The following is a 21,268-nucleotide window of genomic DNA, read 5'->3' as shown; positions in this document are numbered from 1 at the left end:
GCGAGCAGCATCTTTCCGCGCAGATGGTGATAGTCTGTTCATCGTGCGAATCGTCAGGACCAAAGTGCGCCCGGCGCTAACGTAACATTCAGAGTTTTGGCTGAATCCTGAGATACTGTTCGCTCGATTCCGATTTGCGAGTCAGAGAAAGAGACGAGAAATGGGCTCGACAGCCGTCATGATAAACCTGTTTGGAGCAGTTGCATTGCTGCTCTTCGGTCTCGCACAGGTGAAGGATGGCGTCTCCAGAGCCTTCGGCGGAAAACTGCGGACCGGCCTCGCATCCGGCACAAAAAACGGTTTTCGATCCTTTTTTTCCGGCTTCTTTGCCACTATTGCCCTGCAAAGTTCTACCGCGACGGCGCTGATGACAGCCTCCTTTGTCGAAAAGGATCTGATCAAGCCACGCATGGCGCAAATCGTCCTTCTCGGCGCAAATGTCGGGACCGCGATCACCGCCTGGATTGTAGGGTTTGGCATCGGCTGGCTTTCCCCCCTCCTGATCTTTATCGGGATCGTCGTCTATCGCGGGCGCTCGACCAGCCGCCAAGGGCTTGGCAGCGCCCTTATCGGTATCGGCTTGATGCTGTTGTCTCTGCATCTGATGAGCGCTGCAACCGAACCGCTGCGGCATTCGGAGGCGCTGGTGGCATTCATCGGCCTTCTGGATAATGCCTGGATCGTGGCGTTTGCTCTCGCCGCCTTTATCGCCTTCGTATCGTCCTCCAGTCTGGCGGCTGTCATCCTGATCCTGTCGATGGCAGCGTCTGGAACAGTACCAACCGGACTGGTTGTCGTCATGGTACTGGGTTCGAATTTTGGCGGCGCCATTCCACCGTTTATCGCTTCGCTTGGAGGAGCAGCACCCGCGCGACGCGTCACGCTCGGCAATCTGGTGGTCCGCGGTGTTGGATGCGCGGTTGCACTTCCACTTGCAGGCTACGGCGGTTCTCTGTTGGAAACACTCCCAACGCCCCATTCAATGCTGGCGGTTGATGCGCATCTCGCCTTCAATCTTGTGCTGGCAGCGCTCGCCTGGCCGTTTTCCTCGCTGCTGTCTAACGCTATGGCGAAGTTCATTCCGCAGGAGGTCGAGAACGACACGCAACCCCGTTTCCTCGACAAGGCAGAGCTATCGACACCCGTTGTCGCGCTGGCAAGTGCCACGCGTGAAGTGCTTGGGGTTGGCGACCTGATCGAACGGATGCTGATCAAGACATCCGACGCATTCACTCGCGGCGACTTCTCGCAACTCGCAGACGTGGGGCCACTGGAAAAGCGCGTCGATAATCTTCAGCAGGAAGTGAAGGTCTATCTCTCCAAACTGGGCCGCGTTGGACTGGATGAGGAAAACAGCCGACGCTCGATCCACATCATCGACTATGCCATCAATCTCGAGCATATCGGCGACATCATCGAAAAGGGGCTCGTTCCGCAGATCAGCAAGAAGATCTCGCTTGGTTTGAAGTTTTCGGAGGATGGTTATGCCGAGCTGACCAAGCTCATGAACCTTACCTTGGACAACCTGCGCGTTGCGCAGACCATTTTCGTTACCCGAGATTTTGCGCTTGCCAAGCGGATGATGGAAATCAAGGTCGAAGTTCGCCGGATGGAAAAGCAGTCCGCCGAGCAGCATTTGAAGCGATTGCAGGAAGGCAATACCGAGAGCCTCCAGACCAGCTCGCTGCACCTTGATCTGCTACGCGACCTCAAGCGCATCAATGCGCACATCGTTTCCGTGGCGCATCCCATCCTAGATGAAAGTGGTCTCCTGGTTGAAAGTCGCTTGAAAGCGGCGGAATAAAAATAATTTCATTATTGAGAGCGTGATACCAGCGAATTTACTTGCGCTTGATCGCCTATTTTCACTTGTAAGGCTCGATAATCCGGCTAAAACTCTACGCCATTGCATCATTTGCATGCCTGGGGAGGATTAAGCCATGTCACGCAATGAAAATGTTTTTATTGCTTTAGAAGGCTGTCAAACCGTTGCGTTACAGGAAGCGATCGATAAGGCCGCGCGAGATAGAGTGAGGCTGGTACTTGCGCCCGGTCTCTACATATCAGGGGGGCTGCGGCTACGAAGCGGTCTCGATCTGCACCTGTCCGAAGGTGCAGTGCTCCAGTTTCTGTCCGATTATGCGGCTTATGCCGACAACACGATTGATGTCATTGCCGAAGACTCCAACACAGCGATGATTCTCGCGCAGGATGCCGCCGATGTGCGCATTTCGGGCAAGGGCGTCATCAAGGCGCCTGGACCGGATTACGTTGTCGGTCGGCTGGACGACATGGGCACGCATATTCCGGCGGCGCACCGGCCAAGGGTCCTCGTCTTCGATCGTTGCCGGAATGTGTCTCTCTCCGACTTCTCGGTCCGAAGCTCTCCGATGTGGACGATCCACCTGATCTCGACCCATGATGCGACGATCAGCGGCGTCAAAGTGGATAATGACAGAGAGATGCCAAATACGGACGGCATGGTGATCGACTCCTGCGAACGCGTTTCCATCCGTGACTGCGATATCGCGACTGCCGACGACGGCGTCGTCCTGAAGACGAGCAGGGGATCGGATGGCAAAGCCGTCGGTGCCTGCCGGGATATCACGGTTCGCGATAGCAGGATCGAAAGCCGAAGCTGTGCCTTGAAAATCGGCACCGAAAGCTACGGCGATTTCGAAAACATCCTGTTCGAGGATTGCGAGATCGTTCGCTCAAATCGCGCGCTCGGCATCTTTTCGCGAGACGGTGGCCGAGTGCGCAATATCGTTCATCGCAATATTCGCCTTGAGGCCAGCGAGACGCCGGACGGTTTCTGGGGGTCGGGCGAAGCGATCACCATCAATGTCGTGGACCGGCGGCCGGGCACGCCCGCAGGCTCTGTCGAGGATATCGTCTTCGAAAACATCACCGGCACGATGGAGGGCGCGATCAACATTGTTGCTGACAGCGCGTCCGGCATTCGCAACGTGTCCTTCCGGAAACTGGCGATTGACCAGCGGGATGGCCGCTTCCGTGGGCAACGGTATGACATGCGCCCGACGCATTTCGATCTGGCCCCTTCGCCAGATGCTGCAGGTCGCGCCAATGCCTTCGTCAAGGACGAGAACGGGCAGGTGATCGGTCTTGTGCCTTATCCCGGAGGCATGCCTGCTTTCTTCGCATTGAACGTGGTCGGGCTTCAGCTTTCCGACGTCGAATTCCGGCGCCCATCGCCGCTTCCGTCTGGTTGGGGCGCAGAGGCTATCGTCGTGCGCGAGCGCGAAGCTGCAGTGTGGTCGTGAAAGCTACCGCTAGGGCTTTGCGACACAGACCTATCTGCTCCTGACCTTGCATCTGGAATGACCTCATGAAACGCCTGAAGAAGCTTGATAACCTGCTGGCGCGCCTGCGTGAGCGCATCTTTACTCCTTTGGACATCAATGTCCCGCTGGTTTACGCGCCCGGTTCCGCGGCCAATCGCCCTGCCATGGTGGCCAGCGATCGTGCCGGATGGACGGCCGTGTCCCGGGATCTCATCTGGGGTGAACCGGATGGCTATTACTGGTTCGGTGGCAAGATCACGCTTCCGCCAGAAGCCGAAGGAAAACGCATCGTCGTCAGAGTAGAGGCGGCGTTTGGCAGCGTGATGGGCAGAAGCGATCCGCAATGTCTCGTGCGGGTCAATGGCGCCATACGCCAAGGAGTGGACGGAAATCACCGCGAGTTTCTGCTCACCGCTGAGAGCAAAAGAGGCGAGGCCTTTGATATCCTCATTGAAGCTGGAACGATCGAAGACCGCAGGCAGCTGGGGTTCGCCTGCGCGCTCTACACGCATGATCTTGAAGTCGATGATCTCTACTATGATCTGCGCGCACCGCTCGATGTTGCACGCCTTCTGGCCGAAGATGATCCGCGCCGTCATTTCATCATGAACCATGTGGAGAAGGCGCTGGATCTGGTCGACCTTCGGCCAGGCGATGATGCGCGCTTCCTCCGTTCTGTTGCTGCGGCACGACTTGCGGCCCAACCTATTTATGAGACGCTGGATTTCGAGGCGAAGCCGACGATCACCGTGACGGGTCATACCCATATCGATGTTGCATGGCTCTGGCGGGTGCGAGAAACGCGCCAGAAAATGGCTCGCTCCATGGCGACGGCGCTGGCGCTGATGCAGGACTTTCCAGACTACCGCTTCATGTATAACCAATGCGTGCTTCTGGACTATCTGTCACACGATTATCCTGAACTGTTCCAGCGGATCGAGGCTGAAGTAAAGACGGGCCGTTTCGAGATCGAAGGCGCGCTGTGGCTGGAGCCGGATGTCAATATTGCCGGTGGCGAAGCCCTGGTTCGCCATATCCTGTATGGTGTCGATTATCATGAAAAGACCTTTGGCATCCGCCCACGCATGGTTTGGTTGCCAGATACGTTCGGCTATTCCGCTTCCCTGCCTCAATTGATGGAGAAGTCGGGCCTCGACAGTTTCGTCACACACAAGCTGTCCTGGAACGATACCAACCGGATGCCGGATGAGACCCTGTTCTGGCAGGGTATCGATGGCACGAAAGTGCCCGCCTATTTCCTGACAACGCAGCCTTACGACTCAAGAAGCATCGGCACGACCTACTGCCCGGATCTGAAACCCAGCCACGTCATGGGCACCTGGCGCAGGCACGGCCAGCAAGAGTTGAACACAGAACTTTTCCTGGTCTATGGCCACGGTGACGGCGGTGGTGGCCCAACGCGGGAAATGCTGCAGAACATTCGGCGCATGGAACGCGGCATTCCTGGCTGCCCGAAAGTTGAACACGCCCCGATGCGACCCTTCTTCGAGCGGTTGATCGAGCGGATGAAGGCAAACCCCGAGAATTATCCAGTATGGGTCGGCGAGCTTTATGCGGAGTTCCATCGTGGAACGCTGACATCGGTTGCCAAGAACAAGCGCAACAACCGTCTGGCGGAAATCGCCTTGCGCGAGATCGAAATGCTGGCTGTTCTCGCACAGCGGCAAGCGGGTCATGCCTACCCCTTGAGGCAAATTCGCGCGCTTTGGGATATTGTGATGCTGAACCAGTTTCACGATATCCTGCCGGGTTCCTCCATCGGCGCGGTCTATGATGACAGTGACCGCGACTATGCAGAGTTTTTTGAAACGGCTGCACGGCTGACTGCCGAACTTCTCGATGCCTTGCGGACAGGTGAGGGGCTTTCCGTGTTGAATACGCTGCCGCGCCTGCGCAGTGGTCTGGCCGTTACCACGCAGGACATTGGCGCTGCCTCTCGGCAGGTCATACATCGCGCGGATGGCGCAGAAGAGTTCGCCATCCCAATTGCCAACACGGCGGCGCTCGGCCTAAGTTCCGTTCAAGCATCGCCGGAACAGGGCCCGGCGCCCGTTGTGACGCTGTCTTCGCTCGAAAACCCGAACCTTGTCGTGCGCTTCAATGACACGGGCGGTATTACCTCGATTTTCGACCGTCTCGCAGATCGGGAATTGCTACCGTCAGGAGCGATTGCGAACCAGCTCCAGATCTTCCGTGACATGCCCGTGCAGTTCGATGCCTGGGATATCGATGCCGATTTCGAGGATCAGCCCTATGAGCTGGGCGCTCCGGTTGATTGCCGGATTGTGGAGCAGGGGCCTCTGCGCTCGGCCCTCCGTTTCGAGTGGGCTTATGAAAACTCGCGTATTGTACAGATCGTTTCTCTTGAAGCGGACGCGCGGCAAGTGGAGTTCGATACCTATATCGATTGGCATGAGCATAATACGCTGCTGAAGACTGCCTTCCCGCTGGCGCTGAACTCTGCAACGGTCGAGGCTGAGATCCAGTTTGGCCATGTCAGCCGGGCAAGCCATCGAAACACATCTTGGGATCGCGCAAGGTTCGAATGCTCCATGCAGCGCTGGGTATCGATGCAGGAACCGGGCTTTGGTGCGGCTCTGCTGAACGACAGCAAATATGGCTACGACGCCAAGGGCAATATGCTGAGACTGACGTTGCTGCGTTCGCCGACCTATCCATGGGAGCAGGCAGATCAGGGCCAACATCGCTTCCGCTATGCATTGATGTTGCATGATGGCAATCTCGTCGCAGTCCATGAGGCAGCCGAGGAATTCAACAATCCACTCCGCGTGGTTTCTGGGCGCTTTGCGGCTGCGCTGCCCTTCGAGGTTGAAGGAGAAGGCGTCGCAGTCGAAGCGGTCAAACGGGCGGAAGGCGATGATGCCCTCATCGTTCGCCTGTGGGAGACGGGAGCACGACAGAGAACAATTGCGCTTCGGCTTCATAGCGCCATCGCAACAATCGAGACCGTGGATCTCCTCGAACGCGACCCGCAGCAATTGCAGATCTCCCCGGATGGTCATGTGGCGCTGACGTTCAAACCATTTGAAATCGTGACACTGAAATTGACAGGAACTGGCAAGTCATGAACGCGCCCTATCATCAGATCGATGTAACGATCGACGCATTTCCGGAAGGCGAAAAATCCTTTGTCGAAATTCCCTTCGAGGTTGGTCCTGATGTAGACCGCATCGAAGTCAGCTATCACTATCCCTTCGGCGGCGGTGGCAGCGTGATCGATCTCGGCGTCGCGCGAAACGGCCGCATGCGTGGATGGACCGGCTCAGAACGCGGCCACATCACGGTTGAAGAAGATCGCGCGACCCCGGGCTATGATGCAGGGCCGCTGCCTGGCTCGTGGCATGTGGTGCTCGGGATCGTGAAAATCGGGCCGAACTGCAAGGTTGATGTCCAGATCCGCTTGATCAACAAACAGAAGCAGTGGTTGGTCGGGGAGTTGCACAGTCATTCGGAGCACTCGGATGGCGGTGTCACGGTTCTGGATGCAATCTACCGCGCCCGCGCCGCGCGTCTGAATTTCGTATCCATTACCGACCACAACACCATTTCGCAGAATTTCATTCGCCCGGACGATCCCGACATTTTGGTCATCCCCGCGATGGAACTGACCTCCTTCTATGGCCACACGAACTTTCATGGCGTGGCAAAACCCGTCGAGGACTGGCGCTGCCGCTCGCCGAAAGATGTTGCCGACAAGATGCTGGAGGCGAAGGCAAACGGGGCAACGATTGTCATCAACCACCCATTTCAGAATTCCGATGGTGGGCGTTGGCAATCAGGTTTCGATGTGTGCTTCGATGCCTACGAAATCTGGAACGGCAACTGGTCCGTGATGAACGAGCAGGGGCTCGCATTCTGGCAGGAATTGCTGGTGCAGGGCCGTCGGATCCCGGCGACGGGTGGCAGCGATTTCCATCTCAAGAACCGTCGTCGTCATGGACGGCCCGCAAACCGGCTTCTGTCGAAAGGCCATTCTATTGCGGCGATCCTCGAGGCGGTTCGGGCGGGTCGCAATGTCGTATGTCATTCGCCGGACGAAGCGATGGCAAAGCCATTTGGCGAAACTACTCCCGACTTTGGTTCGCAGGTGTCTGTTGGCACAAGTGTTCCGGTCGAATTCAGTGGCCTGAGTGTAGGAGACGAGGTTCGGGTGATTACCGAGAAGGGGCAGATTGGTGTACAACACGCCGATGCCGCAAGCTTTGTGCTGGATCACCGCTTCGAGGGACAGTTCGTTCGCTTCGAAGTGTGGCATGGCAAGGAACCCAAGCTGTTCACCAATCCATTTTACGCCGAATAGGGGATAGAATTTGGACCGTCGCACAGAGCGCAAGATCGGCATCAAGGATGTATCCAAGGAGGCGGGCGTTGCGCTCAGCACGGTGTCGCACGTGCTGAATGGAACGGCGCCGATTTCCGCCGAGGTTCGGATCAAGGTTCTGGAGGCGGCTCGGCGGCTGGGTTATCTCGCCAAGCGGCAGCAGAAAGGCGCAATCGCCTCCCTCAGCACGATCTACCTTGCCGTGCCGCCCGGCAATCTGCCGCACAACGACATCAACCTGGTTTCGTGGACGCTGCTGACTGCGCTCTCCCGCGAATGCGAGCGGCGCGGTATCAAGATCGTAGCGCACAACGGCTCACCTGAGTTGAACGCGGCAGAGATTCTTGCGGGCGCCAAGGCGGTCAACGCAGAAGGGATCATCCTCGTCTACGATGATAATCCGAAACTTCTACGGCCGCTCGCGGCTTCGAACTACGCCATTGTCTTACTCAATGGCGAAGACCCGACCATGTCGGTAGATACGGTTGCGCCCGCGAACCGCTATGCAGCACGGCTTGCAACGCAGTGGCTTCTTTCGCGCGGCCACCGGCGCATTCTTCATCTGACATGGCGCGGACGCAGTACCATAATGCGGCGCCTCGACGGTTTCCATGATGCCTATATGGAACAGAACCTTCCAATGGACCTTGGTCGCACGATTTATGCGGATGGGTATGAACCAGACCATGCGCGGGAGGCGTTGAGGTCGTTCATCTCTCGCCACGGCGGCCTGGATGGCCACACGGCAGTCTTCTGTGCCGCAGATAATCTTGCGATCGGGGCGTTGAGCGAGTTACAGGCGCAAGGTTTCCAGATTCCCGGTGACATCGCCGTCGTCGGATTTGACGGGGTCGCCCCAGGCGACCTCACAGTTCCGTCTCTGACGACAGTCCGGGTTCCGCTCGACTCGCTCGCCGTGGCCACACTGAAGGCGTTGGAGCAGCGGCTTTCTATCAGCGGACACGATCACCCGACCCAACGCATTGAATTGGGTTGCCGTCTCATCGAGCGGGATAGCGCGGCATCGAACCTCCTTCGCTGATGCGAAAAATGAAAATATTTTTGTCCTTGATTTTCACACTCCGATGAAAGATCGTCCGTTTCAGGGCGATTTAATGGGAAATATAGTGGTTATCGCCGAAATTTTTCCATCTGGGAGGACGGGCATGCGCAATAATAGAAAAATTTTCATTGCATCAATAGTTGCTCTTCTGACGAGTTGTGCCGCCACGACGGCGCTTGCGTTTCAGGAGTCGCCGATGCTGGCCGAGCAGGTGAAGGCCGGGAAGCTTCCGCCGGTTGAAAAGCGTCTTCCTGCAAAGCCCCGTGTGCTGGATCTCGGTGAGGCAGGTACATTTGGGGGCACGTGGCATCGCGCCTACAAGGGGCCTGGCGATCGCTGGGGTCCGACCAAGCTGCTTGAAGAACGCGCCGTGAAATTCGTCATGGGCGAGGATGGCAAGCTTGAGCTGATGCCAACCTTCATCGAAAGCTACAAGATGAGCCCGGATGCGAAGGAATTCACCTTCACGCTTCTTGAAGGCCTCAAGTGGTCCGACGGCCAGCCGGTCACGACGGAAGACGTCAAGTTCTGGTATGAAGACGTGTTCATGAACCGTGACATCGTGCCGGTGATTGATACGCTTTATGCGCCTGGCGGCAAGCCGATGAAGGTCGATATCGTAGATGCGCGCACCTTCAAGGTGTCGTTCGAAACACCTTACGTCTACTTCCTGACGATCATGGCGAAGGACTCGATTGGAGAGCCAAGCCTTGACCGCCCAACCTTCATTCAGCCGAAGCATTACCTGAAGAACTTCCATCCGAAGTATGTGGACAAGGCCGCTCTCGACAAGGCCGTTTCGGAAAAGGGCGTCAAGAAGTGGCAGGATCTGTGGGGCTCCAAGGGCCCGATCACGGCCTGGAACCAGAACCCCGCTCTGCCGGTCATTACGCCCTGGAAGATCGTGACACCTCCACCGGCCGATGTCATGGTGATGGAGCGCAATCCTTATTACTACATGGTCGACAAGGCGGGTAACCAACTGCCCTATATCGATCGCGTCGAGCACAAGCTCTTCGACGCGCAGGAAAGCTTCAACCTGATGGTCGTGCAGGGCCAGCTGGATATGCAACAGCGCTTCACCAACAATGGTGACTTCACCTTCTACAAGGAAAACGAGAAGAAGGGGAACTACAAGGTTCTGAAGTGGACCAACTCCGAAGTCTGGTCGCTCGTGCCCAACCTCACCACCAAGAACAAGCAATTGCAGGAGCTGTATGCGAAGGCCGAGTTCCGTCAGGCGCTGAGCATCGGTGTCGATCGCGATACGATCAACGAGCTGGCCCAGTCCGGTCTCGGAGAAGCGCGCTCTGCATCGCCGGTCTCCGGTTCACCTTACTATCAGGAAGACCTTGAAAAGCACTGGGCTGAATTCGATCCCGAAAAGGCAAACAAGCTGCTCGACCAGATCGGTCTGAACAAGAAGGATGCCGACGGTTTCCGCTTGGGCCCGGATGGGAAGCGCGTGACCATCGTTGTTGAAGCCAACCAGGATGCGTTTGCGAACACGCTGGAACTGGTTCGTAACAGCTGGAAGGACATCGGTATCGAGCTTCAGGCGCGTATTATCGACCGTACGGCGTTCGATGCAAACCGCGACAACAACAGCTTCGAGATGCAGTACACCTCCTTCGACCGCCTTTCCATCGTGCCTTCCGATCCGCGCCTCATCCTTGGTGACGATGGATACGGTCAGGAATACTACAAGTGGCACGAAACCAAGGGCGTATCGGGCATTGAGCCGCCAAAGGATCATCCGATCCGCAAGCTCTGGGCTGCCTGGGAAAAGGCTTCCGTTGCGGGCACCCAGGAAGAGGCGGACAAGGCCGTCAACGAGATGATCCGCACCTTTGTCGAACAGGGTTATGTCATTGGTCTCGTGGGTGAAACCCCGGCGCTGGTCATTGCCAAGAATACCGTGAAGAATGTCCGCGACGGTCTGATCAACGACGACGTGACGCGCGGCGAAGGATTGGCCTTCCCGGCGCAGTTCTTCTTCGCAAAATGATGAAGAGACGCCCGCGGCACTTGGTGATCGTGGGCGTCATTTTCCATTGAACTGAACCGGACCAAAGCTGTTTCGGCGAGCCTTTTGTCACCTTTCGTGGCAACAGGCCCGGTGACCATGCGCCCGGTGCCCGGAAAGGGAAGCCATGCTCAGCCTCATCGTCAACCGGATCCTGTGGGCCATTCCCACTCTGATCTTCGTGTCCTTCATTTCCTTCGTCATCATCCAACTTCCGCCGGGCGACTATGTCACCGCCTACGTGGCGCAGCTGCGGCATTCGGGCGAATACATCACTGAACTGCAGGAAGCGGCGATGCGGCAGGAGTTCGGCCTCAACGATCCGTTGTTGGTGCAGTACTGGCGGTGGATCAGTGCCATCGTCATGCATGGTGACTTCGGCAGGTCGCTTGAATGGAACATGGACGTCAAGGACATGATCTGGGACCGGCTCGGCCTGACGCTGGCGATCTCCACCCTTTCGATGATCTTCACCTGGATCATTGCGATCCCGATCGGCGTTTATTCCGCGACGCGCCAGTATTCGTTCTTTGACTACATCTTCACTGTCTTCGGCTTCATCGGCAAAGGCATTCCGGAATTCATGCTGGCGCTCATCCTGATGTGGCTGGGTTACGCCTATTTCAACATGGATGTCGGTGGGCTGTTCTCAAGACAATACGAGACGGCACCTTGGTCGTGGGGCAAGTTCGTCGATCTGCTCGAACATCTCTGGGTACCGATCGTTGTTTTGGCGTTTGGCAGCACGGCGGGTCTCATCCGCGTCATGCGTGCCAACATGCTGGACGAGTTGGGCAAGCCCTATGTCGAAACGGCATATGCGCAGGGTTTTACCGAACGCACGGTTGTCTGGCGCTATCCTGTCCGCATTGCTCTCAATCCATTCATCTCGACGGTGGGCTGGGCGCTTCCCGCTCTGTTCTCCGGCGATATCATTGCCGCCGTGGTCCTCAACCTGCCGACAACAGGCCCGCTGCTTCTGAAAGCCTTGCAGATGCAGGACATGTATCTGGCCGGAAGTTTTATCCTCATCCTTAGCGTCTTCACCGTCATCGGCACGGTGCTATCCGACATCCTGCTTGCGGTTTCCGATCCGCGCATTCGCATGGCGTAAGGAGACTAGATTCATGACCCAGATTTCCAACACCATGTCCGATCCGATTTACGATGCCGTCATGGCTTCCGAAGAACGCGAAGTGCCGCCTCTTGCCGGTGAGCAGACCACGAAGGAAGGCCGCAGCTATACGGCTAAGCCGTGGACGCTCATCTGGTGGCGCTTCCGCAAGCACAAGCTTGCCATGGCTTCGCTGTTCTTTCTGATCTTCTGTTTCTTCTCGGCACTGTTTGCCGATTTCATTTCGCCTTATCGCCCGGCTGACATCGACAAGTTGAACACGTTCGTGCCTCCGGCAAACATCCACCTGTTCCACGATGGCAAGTTCCAGGGCCCGTTCATCTATGCGCTGAAACGCTCCCGCGACCCGGAAACGGCGCGCGTGATCTATGAGCGAGATACGACGAAAATCGTACCGATCAGCTTCTTTGTCGAAGGACCGGAATACGATCTGCTTGGCTTGGTTCCCACCAAGATCCATCTCTTCGGTGCTGCCGACAAACGCCAGAAGGTGAACCTTCTGGGTACGGATTCCCTTGGACGTGACCTGTTCACGCGGCTGCTCTATGGCGCTCGCGTTACCCTGTCCGCTGGTCTGATCGGCGTGGCATTCTCCTTCGTCATCGGCCTCTTCATCGGCGCGATCGCCGGCTATTATGGCGGCCTCGTTGATGCTCTCATTCAGCGTCTGATGGAGTTCATCCGTTCTGTCCCGACAATTCCGCTCTGGATGGGATTGGCGGCTGCGCTGCCAATCGCCTGGGATCCGCTGTTCGTCTATGTGTTGATCACATTCATTCTGGCCCTGATCGGCTGGACCCATCTGGCGCGTGTCGTGCGTGGCCGTTTCTTTGCCCTGCGCAATGAGGATTACATTCTCGCCGCACGGCTGGCCGGTGCATCGGAATACCGCATCATCACGCGCCATATGCTGCCTGCCATGACCAGCTATATCATTGCCGCCGTGACCCTCGCGATCCCGGAAATGATCCTCGGTGAAACGGCGCTCAGCTTCCTCGGTCTCGGCCTGCGTCCACCCGTCGTCAGCTGGGGTGTGCTGCTGCAGGACGCGCAGAACTTGCGCTCCATCAGTCTGGCGCCCTGGCTGCTATCACCCGGCATCGCCATCATCTTCGTGGTTCTGGCCTTCAACTTCCTCGGTGATGGCCTGCGCGATGCGGCCGATCCTTATGGTCGCTGAGGCAGGAGAAAATTATGACACAGACCAACAATCCTTTCCCGCCGGAACGCCTTCTGCAACTGGATGACGTGAATGTTCACTTCCCCATGCGCGAAGGCCTTGTGAAAGCCGTCAACGGCGTGTCCTACCACATCAATCGCGGTGAGGTTCTCGGTATCGTCGGCGAAAGCGGTTCAGGCAAATCCGTCACGGCCCGTTCCATCATGCGGCTGCAGCCGAAACAGGCGCTCGATGCCGGCGGCGCAATTCGGTTTCGTCGCAAAAGCGGCGAAGAGGTTCTGATCTCTTCCGAAGACCGCCAGAGCCGCACCATGCGTGACCTGCGCGGCAACGAAATCGGCATGATCTTCCAGGAGCCGATGACGGCACTGTCTCCGGTTCACACCATCGGCACGCAGATCATGCGCACCGTCATGTTGCACCGGAATGTTTCAAAGGCAGACGCAAGAGCGCGCGCCATCGAGCTTCTGACCAAGGTGCAGATGCCCCGCCCGAACGATATCGTCGATCGTTATCCGCATCATCTCTCCGGCGGCATGCGCCAGCGTGCGATGATTGCACTGGCGCTTGCCTGTGACCCCACGCTCCTGATTGCCGATGAGCCGACAACGGCGCTGGATGTGACGACCGAGGCGCAGATCCTACATCTTCTCAAGTCGTTGCAGCAGGAACTGGGCATGGCCATCGTCTTCATCACGCATAATTTCGGCGTGGTGGCGGACATCGCGGATCGCGTGGCGGTGATGTATCTCGGGCGTGTGGTCGAGACGGGCACCGTCGACGAAATTTTCTATGAGCCCAAACATCCCTACACGCAGGCCTTGCTTCGCTCCATTCCGAAGCTCGGCGGACAGAAGGCGCGGCGCCTTAAGACTATTTCGGGCACCGTGCCTGATCCGTTCAATGTGCCGCCGGGCTGTTCCTTCCATCCCCGCTGCATGCGGGCCGTCGGCGGAATCTGCAATGTTATCACCCCGCCGGAAGTCCGGTTTCCGAATGGCCAGATGTCGCGCTGTCATTTCGCCGAAGAGTTTCGTTCGGAGGCCGCAGAATGACTGTTACCAGTGAAAAGGCCGAGGCCATGCAGGACGATACCCTCATCTCCATTCGTGGGGCGAAGAAATACTTCCCCGTTCATGGCGGCTGGCTACGAAAGAAAGTCGGGGAAGTGCGTGCCGTCGACGACATCACCTTCGACATCAAGAAGGGCGAAACCTTCGGCCTCGTCGGTGAGTCCGGCTCCGGGAAGTCCTCCATCGCGCGCCTGATCCTGCGGGCCTATGATCTCACCGAGGGCGAAATCCTGTTTCGTCGCTCGAACGGGTCGATCGTGGATATCACCTCGCTTGGTGACCGCGAGATGCGCGAGATCCGCCGCGAAATGCAGATGATCTTCCAGGATCCCTATTCGTCCCTCAATCCGCGCATGACGATTCTCGATCTCGTGGGCGAACCGTTGACGATTCATGGAGTCGGAAGTCCCTCGGAGATTGAGGACCGGGTGGCGGAACTGCTGCGGCTTGTCGGTCTTCGCCCGGAATATGTATCCCGCTATCCGCATGCCTTCTCCGGCGGCCAGCGTCAGCGCATCGGCATTGCCCGCGCCTTGGCGCTCAATCCCAGCTTCATCGCGGCGGACGAGGCGGTTTCTGCTCTCGACGTCTCCGTGGCGGCGCAAAACATCAATCTCCTGCAGGATCTGCAGGAGCAGCTTGGGCTCACCTATCTGTTCATCACCCATGATCTCGGCATGGTGGAGCACATCTCGGACCGCATCGGCGTGATGTATCTCGGTCGGCTGATGGAGGTTGGCCCGACGGAAGAGATGTTCTCCAAACCCCTGCATCCCTATACCGAGGCGCTTTTGGCCGCAGTGCCGCAGCCGGACCCGCGCGGCAATCGCGAGCGCAAGCGTGTGGCATTGAAAGGCGAAATTGCCGATGCGATGAACATTCCAACGGGTTGCCCCTTCCACCCGCGTTGTCCCTATGCGGATGCCAAATGCAAGGCAGAGGTTCCGGCCCTGCGGTCGGTTGCCGGAGGAAGACAGGTTCGTTGTCACTATGCCGAAAGCCTCGATCTGACGGGGGTTGCTGCACAGTGAACGGGCGCGTTGCCACATTGGGTGATCTGGGAAGTCTCCGTGCTGAAGGTGCGGAGACGGAACTCGCCCATGCGCATCGTCCGCTGTTGCGCCTGGATGATGCCGAGCCCTTTCCGCCCTTAGCGGCCGGGTTTGCGATTTATCGCGAGACCGCTCAATCCGTTTCGTCCAAATTCCAGATCGAGCCGGTTGCAGACTGCGTCATCGAATATGCAATCTGGTATGACTGGGATATCCAGCACCTCTACGATCTGGAGCATGTCTGGCTGCATCTCGATGCATACGGCCAAGTCGTGCAGGTAGAGGCGTCGCGCCATGGTTCGCGGCTCGTCATGCAACGACCTGATGGAGCCCTGCCGGTTGAAGCGGGCAGGCCGGTTCTCTTCCTCGAACCTGGTAAGCATGCGCATTGGGCAGATGGTGAGACCATGCGTTTGGAGGCTGGCGAGCGCATAGACGAGATGTGCGGGGCTCTGGCGGGTCAGCGCGGAATTCATTTGTCCAATCGCTTTTCAGATGCGGGTCTTTTTCACGCGACGGAAGAGCAAGACCAGCTCGCGCGCACACAACTTCAGAACTGGCGGTTCGCGCCGAGCTGGAGCTTTACGCGCACCAGTGATGACATTGGTGACTACAGGCTCGTACCGTGGCCTGCACTGGAGGCGTGGGTGCCAACGCGCGTCAAACACCTCATTTCTGAACTTTCGAAACACGACATAGACAGCCTTTCTTTCCAGCAAAGTCAGGCGGAGACATGAGCATGAACATCAACTCGACCCGCAAACATCAAACGCCGCAAATCGGATTCACCGTCGGGCAGGGTGGCGCAATAACCGCCTGGGCCATGTCATCCATTCGCGCCACCTACTATCCGGGCGAGGTCGCCCTTGCGGAAGATCGGGTGAACTACCGCTTCATCAACGGCTTCGTTGATGTCGGTGATCTACCCTGTCGTATTGCCCTGTGGAAGGAAATCAAGTCTCGCACCGTTGCTTTGCCCGATGTCATCCCGGTCGATGATCTCTACCTTCCCGGCTTCAATCGTCGTGTCGAATTTTCCGGTTTCTGGCATCGTCCCACCAAACTGGAGCGTTGGCTGAAGACGCACATATCGGTTTCCAAGGATGGACCGGCTTCCTTCCGTCTTGCTACCTGCGGCGGCATTCGGATCTGGGTCGACGGTGCGGAAGTCGTGGTCTTCGAGCCCTTCAAACGCAACAAGGAGAGCCAGACGGAGATCACCCTGCCGCTGAAGGCCAGAGGAAGCGAGGTCGTGGTTCTGTGCGAGGAACTGGCAGAGCGCGATGCGCTTTGGTACTTCGAACTCACCTCACTTGGCACGGAGCCTCTGCACGTTGAACTTCCGGTCGATGCCTCCGATGCAACGATTTCCCTGGTGAAGGATCTGGCGACCGAGGTCCGTCCTACTCCCTTTCATTCGAAAGATGGCAAGGTCTCTCTCGTCTTTTCGCATGCGCCGTCGGTTGATGTGCGGGTGCGGGCGCGCATCCTGCCAAGCGTTCACATGCGCGACAAGCCACCGATCCTTGATGTGACCGCGGATCTGAAGGCAGGCGACAGAACGCTCGCTCTCTCGGGCATCGACAAACTGCCGGATGGCTATCATCCGCTGGATCTTACATTTTCGGTCGGGAACGTGTCCGTTTCCCGCCATATCGCCTTTGCGACGATGCGGGACGCTGCACGAGACATGCGGGATCAGTCACTGGCGGAGCGCAAGCGGGCGGCACTCACCTTTGCGGCGGACCATGGCGAGCAGCGCGCGGGCAAAGCCATCGCCTATCTCGCTCTCGGTCGCGAGGTCGATGAAACCTTCCGCGAGATCATCGCCAATACACTCGCGGCCATTGACGAGCGGAGGGATTGCTCCGATTTCGTGCTGGTGCCGCTCCTCTGGCTCGCAGGGGCTTATCGGAACCAGATTCCGGCAGTTCTCTGGGAGCAGATCGAAGCCTCCATTCTGAATTATCGCTACTGGGTCGATGAGCCCGGCAATGATGTGATGTGGTTCTGGAGCGAAAACCACGTTCTTTGCTTCCATGTCTCGCAATATCTGGCAGGGCGCCTTTTCACCGAAAAGCGCTTTGCCTGCTCGGGCCGAACCGGCGATCAGCAGGCGGCGCTCGGGGAAGAGCGGCTACTCAAATGGTTCGATTCTGTCGAAACGCATGGGCTCGCAGAATGGAATTCCGCCGCCTATTACCCCATCGATTTCATTGGTCTGCTGGCGCTTGAGCATTTCGGGGACGGAGAAATCAAGCGCCGGTCCAAGCTTTTGCTGGACCGCCTCTTTACCATGATCGCTTTGCACACCTCCGGTGGCGTTCCCGCCGGAAGCATGGGGCGTGCCTATGACAAGGAGTTGCGCGGCGGTCCTTTGACCGAACTTGCTCCCTTTGCGACGGTCGCATTCGGTCAAGGCTTCCTGAACGATGGCGTGGCTGCACTCACCATGTTCTGTGCTGGCACCTACGAGCCGCCTGCACATGTCTTGGATTACGTCGAGCCGAAGCCCGGGGTCGCCGTTCTCGCCCACTACGTCCAGGGTCATGATGAGGCTGCGCGCCTTGCGCTCTACAAGACCGCGCACGTTCAGCTCTCCTCGATGGTGGATGGCAAACCGGGTGGTCGCGGTCACCAGCAGCATGTGATGGACCTTCGCTTTGCTGCTGATCCTTTCGCGCGCGCCTGGGTCAACCACCCTGGAGAAGACGATCCATGGGGGAGCCAGCGTCCCTCCTTCTGGGCCGGAAATGGATCTCTGCCGCGTGCCGCTCAATTGGAAAATGCGAGCCTGATGCTCTACGATCTGGGAGAAAGCCCCCGGATTGGCTTCACGCATGCCTATGTGGAAGCTGCCGCATTCGATCAGGTGGAGTTGGTCGACAACTGGCTTATCCTGACGAGCGGTGGGGGCATTGCAGCACTCACCGCAACGGGCACCATCACACCAGTCACTACCGGTCCGGGTGATGGCATCGAATATCGCGTCGCGGGGAACCGCTGCGGATGGCTCACCATCGTGGCCGACGCGGCAGATGAGGGAGCGCGTAAAGCCTTTGTCTCTCAACTGTCGGACATCCGGATGTCACTCGGCGGCAGCGATCTGACGCTGGCAGTTTCGCTTCCCGGCAAACCTGACCTCGCCCTGTCGTGGCGCGATGGGCTGCAGGTGGCTGGCAAGGCCTACGCCTTTCCTAATCGAACAATCGACCCTCTCGTGCGGACCGAAGCCGCATTCTCCTTTTGATCCTTCGCATGCAGGAATCTGATCAATGCTGATGCAGCCCCATATTCTCTCCGAAACCCTTTCGCGCGTGGCCGTCGGTCTGGCACGCCTCAAGGGTATGAACGATGCCGCCGCAGCGCCGGAAAATGGCTATGAACTCCAGTTCGATGAGTGGGACTGGGAAGTCGGCGTCGGGATCTACGGTCTCATTCGTCATGCTGAAGCCGTCGGCGACAAGTCCCTGATGGAGGCGATCGCCCGCTGGTACGACTGGCAGATCGGGCGTGGACTGCCGCCCCGGCAGGTCAACTCCTCCTCTCCCATGCTTCCTCTGGCCGTCCTAATTGACCATGTGGACCGGCCTGATTTCGAGGCACTCGTCAAGGACTGGGCCGATTGGCTGATGACAAAACTTGCGCGCACAGAGGATGGCGGCTTTCAGCATGTTGTCAAGGAGCGCATGAACGATGGCGAGTTGTGGGACGATACGCTGTTCATGACGTGCCTTTTCCTTGCCCGGGCGGGCCAGCGGTTTGGCCGTCAGGACTGGATCGAGGAAGCCTTCTACCAGTTCATGGTTCACGAGCGCTATCTGGCCGATCCCGTGACGGGACTGTGGTATCATGGCTGGACGTTCAACGGACGCCACAACTTTGCCAATGCCTTCTGGGCACGCGGCAATTCCTGGATTACGGTCGCCATTCCCGAACTCTTCAGTCTTGTTAAACAGGTGCCGGAGCATCTGAAGCGGCATTTGACCTATGTCTTGAGCGCACAGGTTCGCACACTCGCCCAGCATCAGCGACCCAACGGTATGTTCTGCACTCTGGTCTGCGATCCGAATTCGCCGGAAGAGACAAGCGCCACCGCCGGCATCGCCTACGGAATCCTGCGCGGCATCGATCTTGGTATTCTGGACGAAGACCTGAAGTCCGTGGCACGCAGGGCGCTCGCAGCAGTTCTCGAACGGATCGACGAAACAGGCATTGTGCTGGAGGTTTCGGACGGGACGCCGATGGGCCACACGCTGGACTTCTACCGCCAGATCCCCAATGTTCCGGCTCCATACGGTCAGGCGCTCGTCATGCTTCTGCTCGTGCGGGTTATGGCCGAAAAAGACGGGCTGGAAGGGTAAAATGAGGAAGAGCGGTCAAAGCTCCCGGCTCATCACCGTATAGGCGACGCCGCTCTTTTCAAAAACGCCGCCTTGGGCGGCAAACCCGTGCCGAGCGTAAAAGGGCAGGGCGCTGACACGGGCATCGCACCAGATGCGGCGCTCGCCCTTCTTCCGCGACCATTGAATGGCATGGGTCAGGAGCTGCGTTCCAACTCCCTTGCCCTGCCATTCAGGCAGCGTCGCGAATTTGCGGAATCGGATGCCTTCCGGTGTTTCGAACAAGGAGATGACAGCGACAAGCGCGCCGTTGATCGACGCACCGAAATGCGTACCATCGGCATCCTCCGGCAGGACAACATCCGGCTTAGCCTTCTCGGGCCAGAGAACCACATGGCGGATATCAACGGTCTGATCGGCCGATATACGTTCTATTTCCAACAGGCCTTGCTTGGTCATTGTCCTCGTGTTCAAGCTGCGTAGCGGGACGCCGCGAGATCCTTGGTCTCGATCTCAGGTGTACGGCCACTGACGATGTCGGCCAGAACTTTCGCAGAGCCGCAGCTCATGGTCCAGCCCAGCGTGCCATGGCCCGTGTTGAGATAGAGGTTACGCACCTTGGTCGCACCAATGACTGGCGTACCATCGGGTGTCATCGGGCGCAGACCTGACCAGAAGCTCGCCTTCGAAACATCGCCGCCGGGGAACAGATCCGTCACCGAATGTTCCAGCGTGCGACGACGGGCATGGCCGAGATCATTCGTATAGCCTGAGATTTCCGCCATGCCGCCGACGCGGATGCGGTCGCCAAGCCGAGTGATGGCGATCTTGTAGGTTTCGTCCATCACGGTCGATTCCGGTGCGCGGCTTTCATCCACGATCGGGATCGTCAAGGAATAGCCCTTGACCGGATAAACGGGCAGGCGAATGCCATGCGGGTTTACCAGCAGTGGCGAATAGCTGCCGAGCGCGACCACAACGGCATCGGAGGATACGAGGCCGCGATCCGTCATCACGCCTTTGACTTCGCCGCCCTGCACGTCAAGCGCCTTGATGTTCACGCCCCATTCGAAGCGGACGCCCATGGATGTGGCCTTGTCCGACAGGATGTTGGTGAATTTGAAGCAGTCGCCCGTCTCATCCTTTGGTGTCAGCAGACCGCCAACAATCTTTTCGCGCACATGGGCAAGTGCAGGCTCGACGCGGATGCAGCCTGCCGGATCCAGAACCTCGAACGGAATGCCATCCGCTGCCAGCGCCTTCACATCCTTGGCGGAGGCATCGAGTTGGGCTTGCGTGCGGAAAAGCTGCAGCGTGCCCTGCATGCGCTGGTCGTAATCGACATTGGTTTCGGCACGAACTTCTGCGAGCGCCAGCCGCGCATAATCAGCAAGGCGCAGCATGCGGCTCTTGTTCAGCGCATAGCGTTCCGAGGTGCAGTTGCGCAGCATCTGCAGCATCCACGAAAGCATCGCCATATCGAGCTTGGGGCGAAGGATGAGCGGCGCATGCTCCATGAAAATCCACTTCAGCGCCTTCTGCGGAATGCCGGGTGCAGCCCAGGGAGAGCAATAGCCGAAGGATACTTCGCCGGCATTTGCAAAGCTGGTTTCCAGCGCCGGACCGGGTTGACGGTCGAGCACGGTAACTTCATGACCGGCTTTCGCGAGATAATAGGCCGATGTGACGCCGATGACGCCCGCGCCAAGAATGGTGACCTTCATGATA

Annotated in this window: 15 protein-coding genes; 13 read left to right on the top strand and 2 right to left on the bottom strand. The window is 58.0% G+C overall.

Annotated features, from left to right (window positions below; translation table 11 throughout):
* Positions 1 to 160: 160 nt before the first annotated feature.
* The 13 genes from ASD54_RS22275 to ASD54_RS22215 all read left to right on the top strand — a co-directional run bounded on the left by ASD54_RS22275 (position 161) and on the right by ASD54_RS22215 (position 19,561).
* On the top strand, positions 161 to 1,804 hold the full coding sequence (locus ASD54_RS22275; RefSeq protein ID WP_062556745.1) for a Na/Pi cotransporter family protein: 1,644 nt from the start codon (positions 161 to 163) through the stop codon (positions 1,802 to 1,804).
* A 226-nt stretch (positions 1,805 to 2,030) separates the two neighbouring features.
* Complete coding sequence (locus ASD54_RS22270; protein ID WP_348272050.1) at positions 2,031 to 3,284, top strand: glycosyl hydrolase family 28 protein; 1,254 nt, start codon at positions 2,031 to 2,033, stop codon at positions 3,282 to 3,284.
* A gap of 65 nt (positions 3,285 to 3,349) precedes the next feature.
* The gene (locus tag ASD54_RS22265; protein WP_062556743.1) at positions 3,350 to 6,415 is read left to right on the top strand and encodes a glycoside hydrolase family 38 C-terminal domain-containing protein; all 3,066 of its coding nucleotides are present in this window, start codon (positions 3,350 to 3,352) and stop codon (positions 6,413 to 6,415) included.
* A complete protein-coding gene (locus ASD54_RS22260; RefSeq protein ID WP_062556742.1) occupies positions 6,412 to 7,647 on the top strand; it encodes a CehA/McbA family metallohydrolase in 1,236 nt (411 codons plus the stop codon). Before ASD54_RS22265 ends, ASD54_RS22260 begins: the two co-directional genes overlap by 4 nt.
* A 10-nt stretch (positions 7,648 to 7,657) precedes the next feature.
* Positions 7,658 to 8,710 carry a LacI family DNA-binding transcriptional regulator gene (locus ASD54_RS22255; protein WP_062556741.1) on the top strand — a complete coding sequence of 351 codons (1,053 nt, stop codon included), beginning with the start codon at positions 7,658 to 7,660 and terminating at the stop codon, positions 8,708 to 8,710.
* 124 nt (positions 8,711 to 8,834) lie between these two features.
* The gene (locus tag ASD54_RS22250; RefSeq protein WP_062556740.1) at positions 8,835 to 10,739 is read left to right on the top strand and encodes an ABC transporter substrate-binding protein; all 1,905 of its coding nucleotides are present in this window, start codon (positions 8,835 to 8,837) and stop codon (positions 10,737 to 10,739) included.
* Between the two features lie 145 nt (positions 10,740 to 10,884).
* Positions 10,885 to 11,871: an ABC transporter permease gene (locus tag ASD54_RS22245; protein WP_062556739.1), complete on the top strand. Its 987-nt coding sequence runs from the start codon at positions 10,885 to 10,887 to the stop codon at positions 11,869 to 11,871.
* A 61-nt stretch (positions 11,872 to 11,932) separates the two neighbouring features.
* On the top strand, positions 11,933 to 13,072 hold the full coding sequence (locus ASD54_RS22240) for an ABC transporter permease (RefSeq protein WP_156379346.1): 1,140 nt from the start codon (positions 11,933 to 11,935) through the stop codon (positions 13,070 to 13,072).
* A 14-nt stretch (positions 13,073 to 13,086) separates the two neighbouring features.
* The gene (locus ASD54_RS22235; protein WP_062556738.1) at positions 13,087 to 14,127 is read left to right on the top strand and encodes an ABC transporter ATP-binding protein; all 1,041 of its coding nucleotides are present in this window, start codon (positions 13,087 to 13,089) and stop codon (positions 14,125 to 14,127) included.
* A 26-nt stretch (positions 14,128 to 14,153) separates the two neighbouring features.
* Positions 14,154 to 15,176, top strand: a complete 1,023-nt coding sequence (locus ASD54_RS22230) for an oligopeptide/dipeptide ABC transporter ATP-binding protein (protein ID WP_156379345.1) — start codon at positions 14,154 to 14,156, stop codon at positions 15,174 to 15,176.
* Positions 15,173 to 15,934, top strand: a complete 762-nt coding sequence (locus ASD54_RS22225) for a hypothetical protein (RefSeq protein ID WP_062556736.1) — start codon at positions 15,173 to 15,175, stop codon at positions 15,932 to 15,934. The genes ASD54_RS22230 and ASD54_RS22225 overlap by 4 nt, the downstream gene beginning before the upstream one ends.
* Before the next feature lie 2 nt (positions 15,935 to 15,936).
* A complete protein-coding gene (locus ASD54_RS22220; protein ID WP_062556735.1) occupies positions 15,937 to 18,447 on the top strand; it encodes a hypothetical protein in 2,511 nt (836 codons plus the stop codon).
* 25 nt (positions 18,448 to 18,472) lie between these two features.
* A complete protein-coding gene (locus ASD54_RS22215) occupies positions 18,473 to 19,561 on the top strand; it encodes a glycoside hydrolase family 88 protein (RefSeq protein WP_062556734.1) in 1,089 nt (362 codons plus the stop codon).
* Between the two features lie 15 nt (positions 19,562 to 19,576).
* Here ASD54_RS22215 and ASD54_RS22210 read toward each other — a convergent pair whose 3' ends face one another.
* Both ASD54_RS22210 and ASD54_RS22205 read right to left on the bottom strand, forming a co-directional pair.
* Positions 19,577 to 19,999: a GNAT family N-acetyltransferase gene (locus tag ASD54_RS22210; RefSeq protein WP_062556733.1), complete on the bottom strand. Its 423-nt coding sequence runs from the start codon at positions 19,997 to 19,999 to the stop codon at positions 19,577 to 19,579.
* Between the two features lie 11 nt (positions 20,000 to 20,010).
* Positions 20,011 to 21,264 carry a D-amino acid dehydrogenase gene (locus tag ASD54_RS22205; protein ID WP_062556732.1) on the bottom strand — a complete coding sequence of 418 codons (1,254 nt, stop codon included), beginning with the start codon at positions 21,262 to 21,264 and terminating at the stop codon, positions 20,011 to 20,013.
* Between the last annotated feature and the right edge of the window lie 4 nt (positions 21,265 to 21,268).

Source organism: Rhizobium sp. Root149 (genome assembly GCF_001427345.1).
In the GTDB taxonomy this organism is placed as follows: Bacteria; Pseudomonadota; Alphaproteobacteria; order Rhizobiales; family Rhizobiaceae; genus Neorhizobium; species Neorhizobium rhizoryzae.
The sequence above is the reverse complement of the archived record's forward strand: the minus strand, read 5'-3'. Positions and strand labels throughout refer to the sequence as shown.

Coding starts and splice junctions, on each gene's coding strand:
- ASD54_RS22220 (WP_062556735.1), top strand. CDS start 15,937: ATGAACATCAACTCGACCCGCAAACATCAAACGCCGCAAATCGGATTC.
- ASD54_RS22210 (WP_062556733.1), bottom strand. CDS start 19,999: ATGACCAAGCAAGGCCTGTTGGAAATAGAACGTATATCGGCCGATCAG.
- ASD54_RS22230 (WP_156379345.1), top strand. CDS start 14,154: ATGCAGGACGATACCCTCATCTCCATTCGTGGGGCGAAGAAATACTTC.
- ASD54_RS22205 (WP_062556732.1), bottom strand. CDS start 21,264: ATGAAGGTCACCATTCTTGGCGCGGGCGTCATCGGCGTCACATCGGCC.
- ASD54_RS22235 (WP_062556738.1), top strand. CDS start 13,087: ATGACACAGACCAACAATCCTTTCCCGCCGGAACGCCTTCTGCAACTG.
- ASD54_RS22250 (WP_062556740.1), top strand. CDS start 8,835: ATGCGCAATAATAGAAAAATTTTCATTGCATCAATAGTTGCTCTTCTG.
- ASD54_RS22215 (WP_062556734.1), top strand. CDS start 18,473: ATGCTGATGCAGCCCCATATTCTCTCCGAAACCCTTTCGCGCGTGGCC.
- ASD54_RS22265 (WP_062556743.1), top strand. CDS start 3,350: ATGAAACGCCTGAAGAAGCTTGATAACCTGCTGGCGCGCCTGCGTGAG.
- ASD54_RS22275 (WP_062556745.1), top strand. CDS start 161: ATGGGCTCGACAGCCGTCATGATAAACCTGTTTGGAGCAGTTGCATTG.
- ASD54_RS22240 (WP_156379346.1), top strand. CDS start 11,933: ATGGCTTCCGAAGAACGCGAAGTGCCGCCTCTTGCCGGTGAGCAGACC.
- ASD54_RS22245 (WP_062556739.1), top strand. CDS start 10,885: ATGCTCAGCCTCATCGTCAACCGGATCCTGTGGGCCATTCCCACTCTG.
- ASD54_RS22260 (WP_062556742.1), top strand. CDS start 6,412: ATGAACGCGCCCTATCATCAGATCGATGTAACGATCGACGCATTTCCG.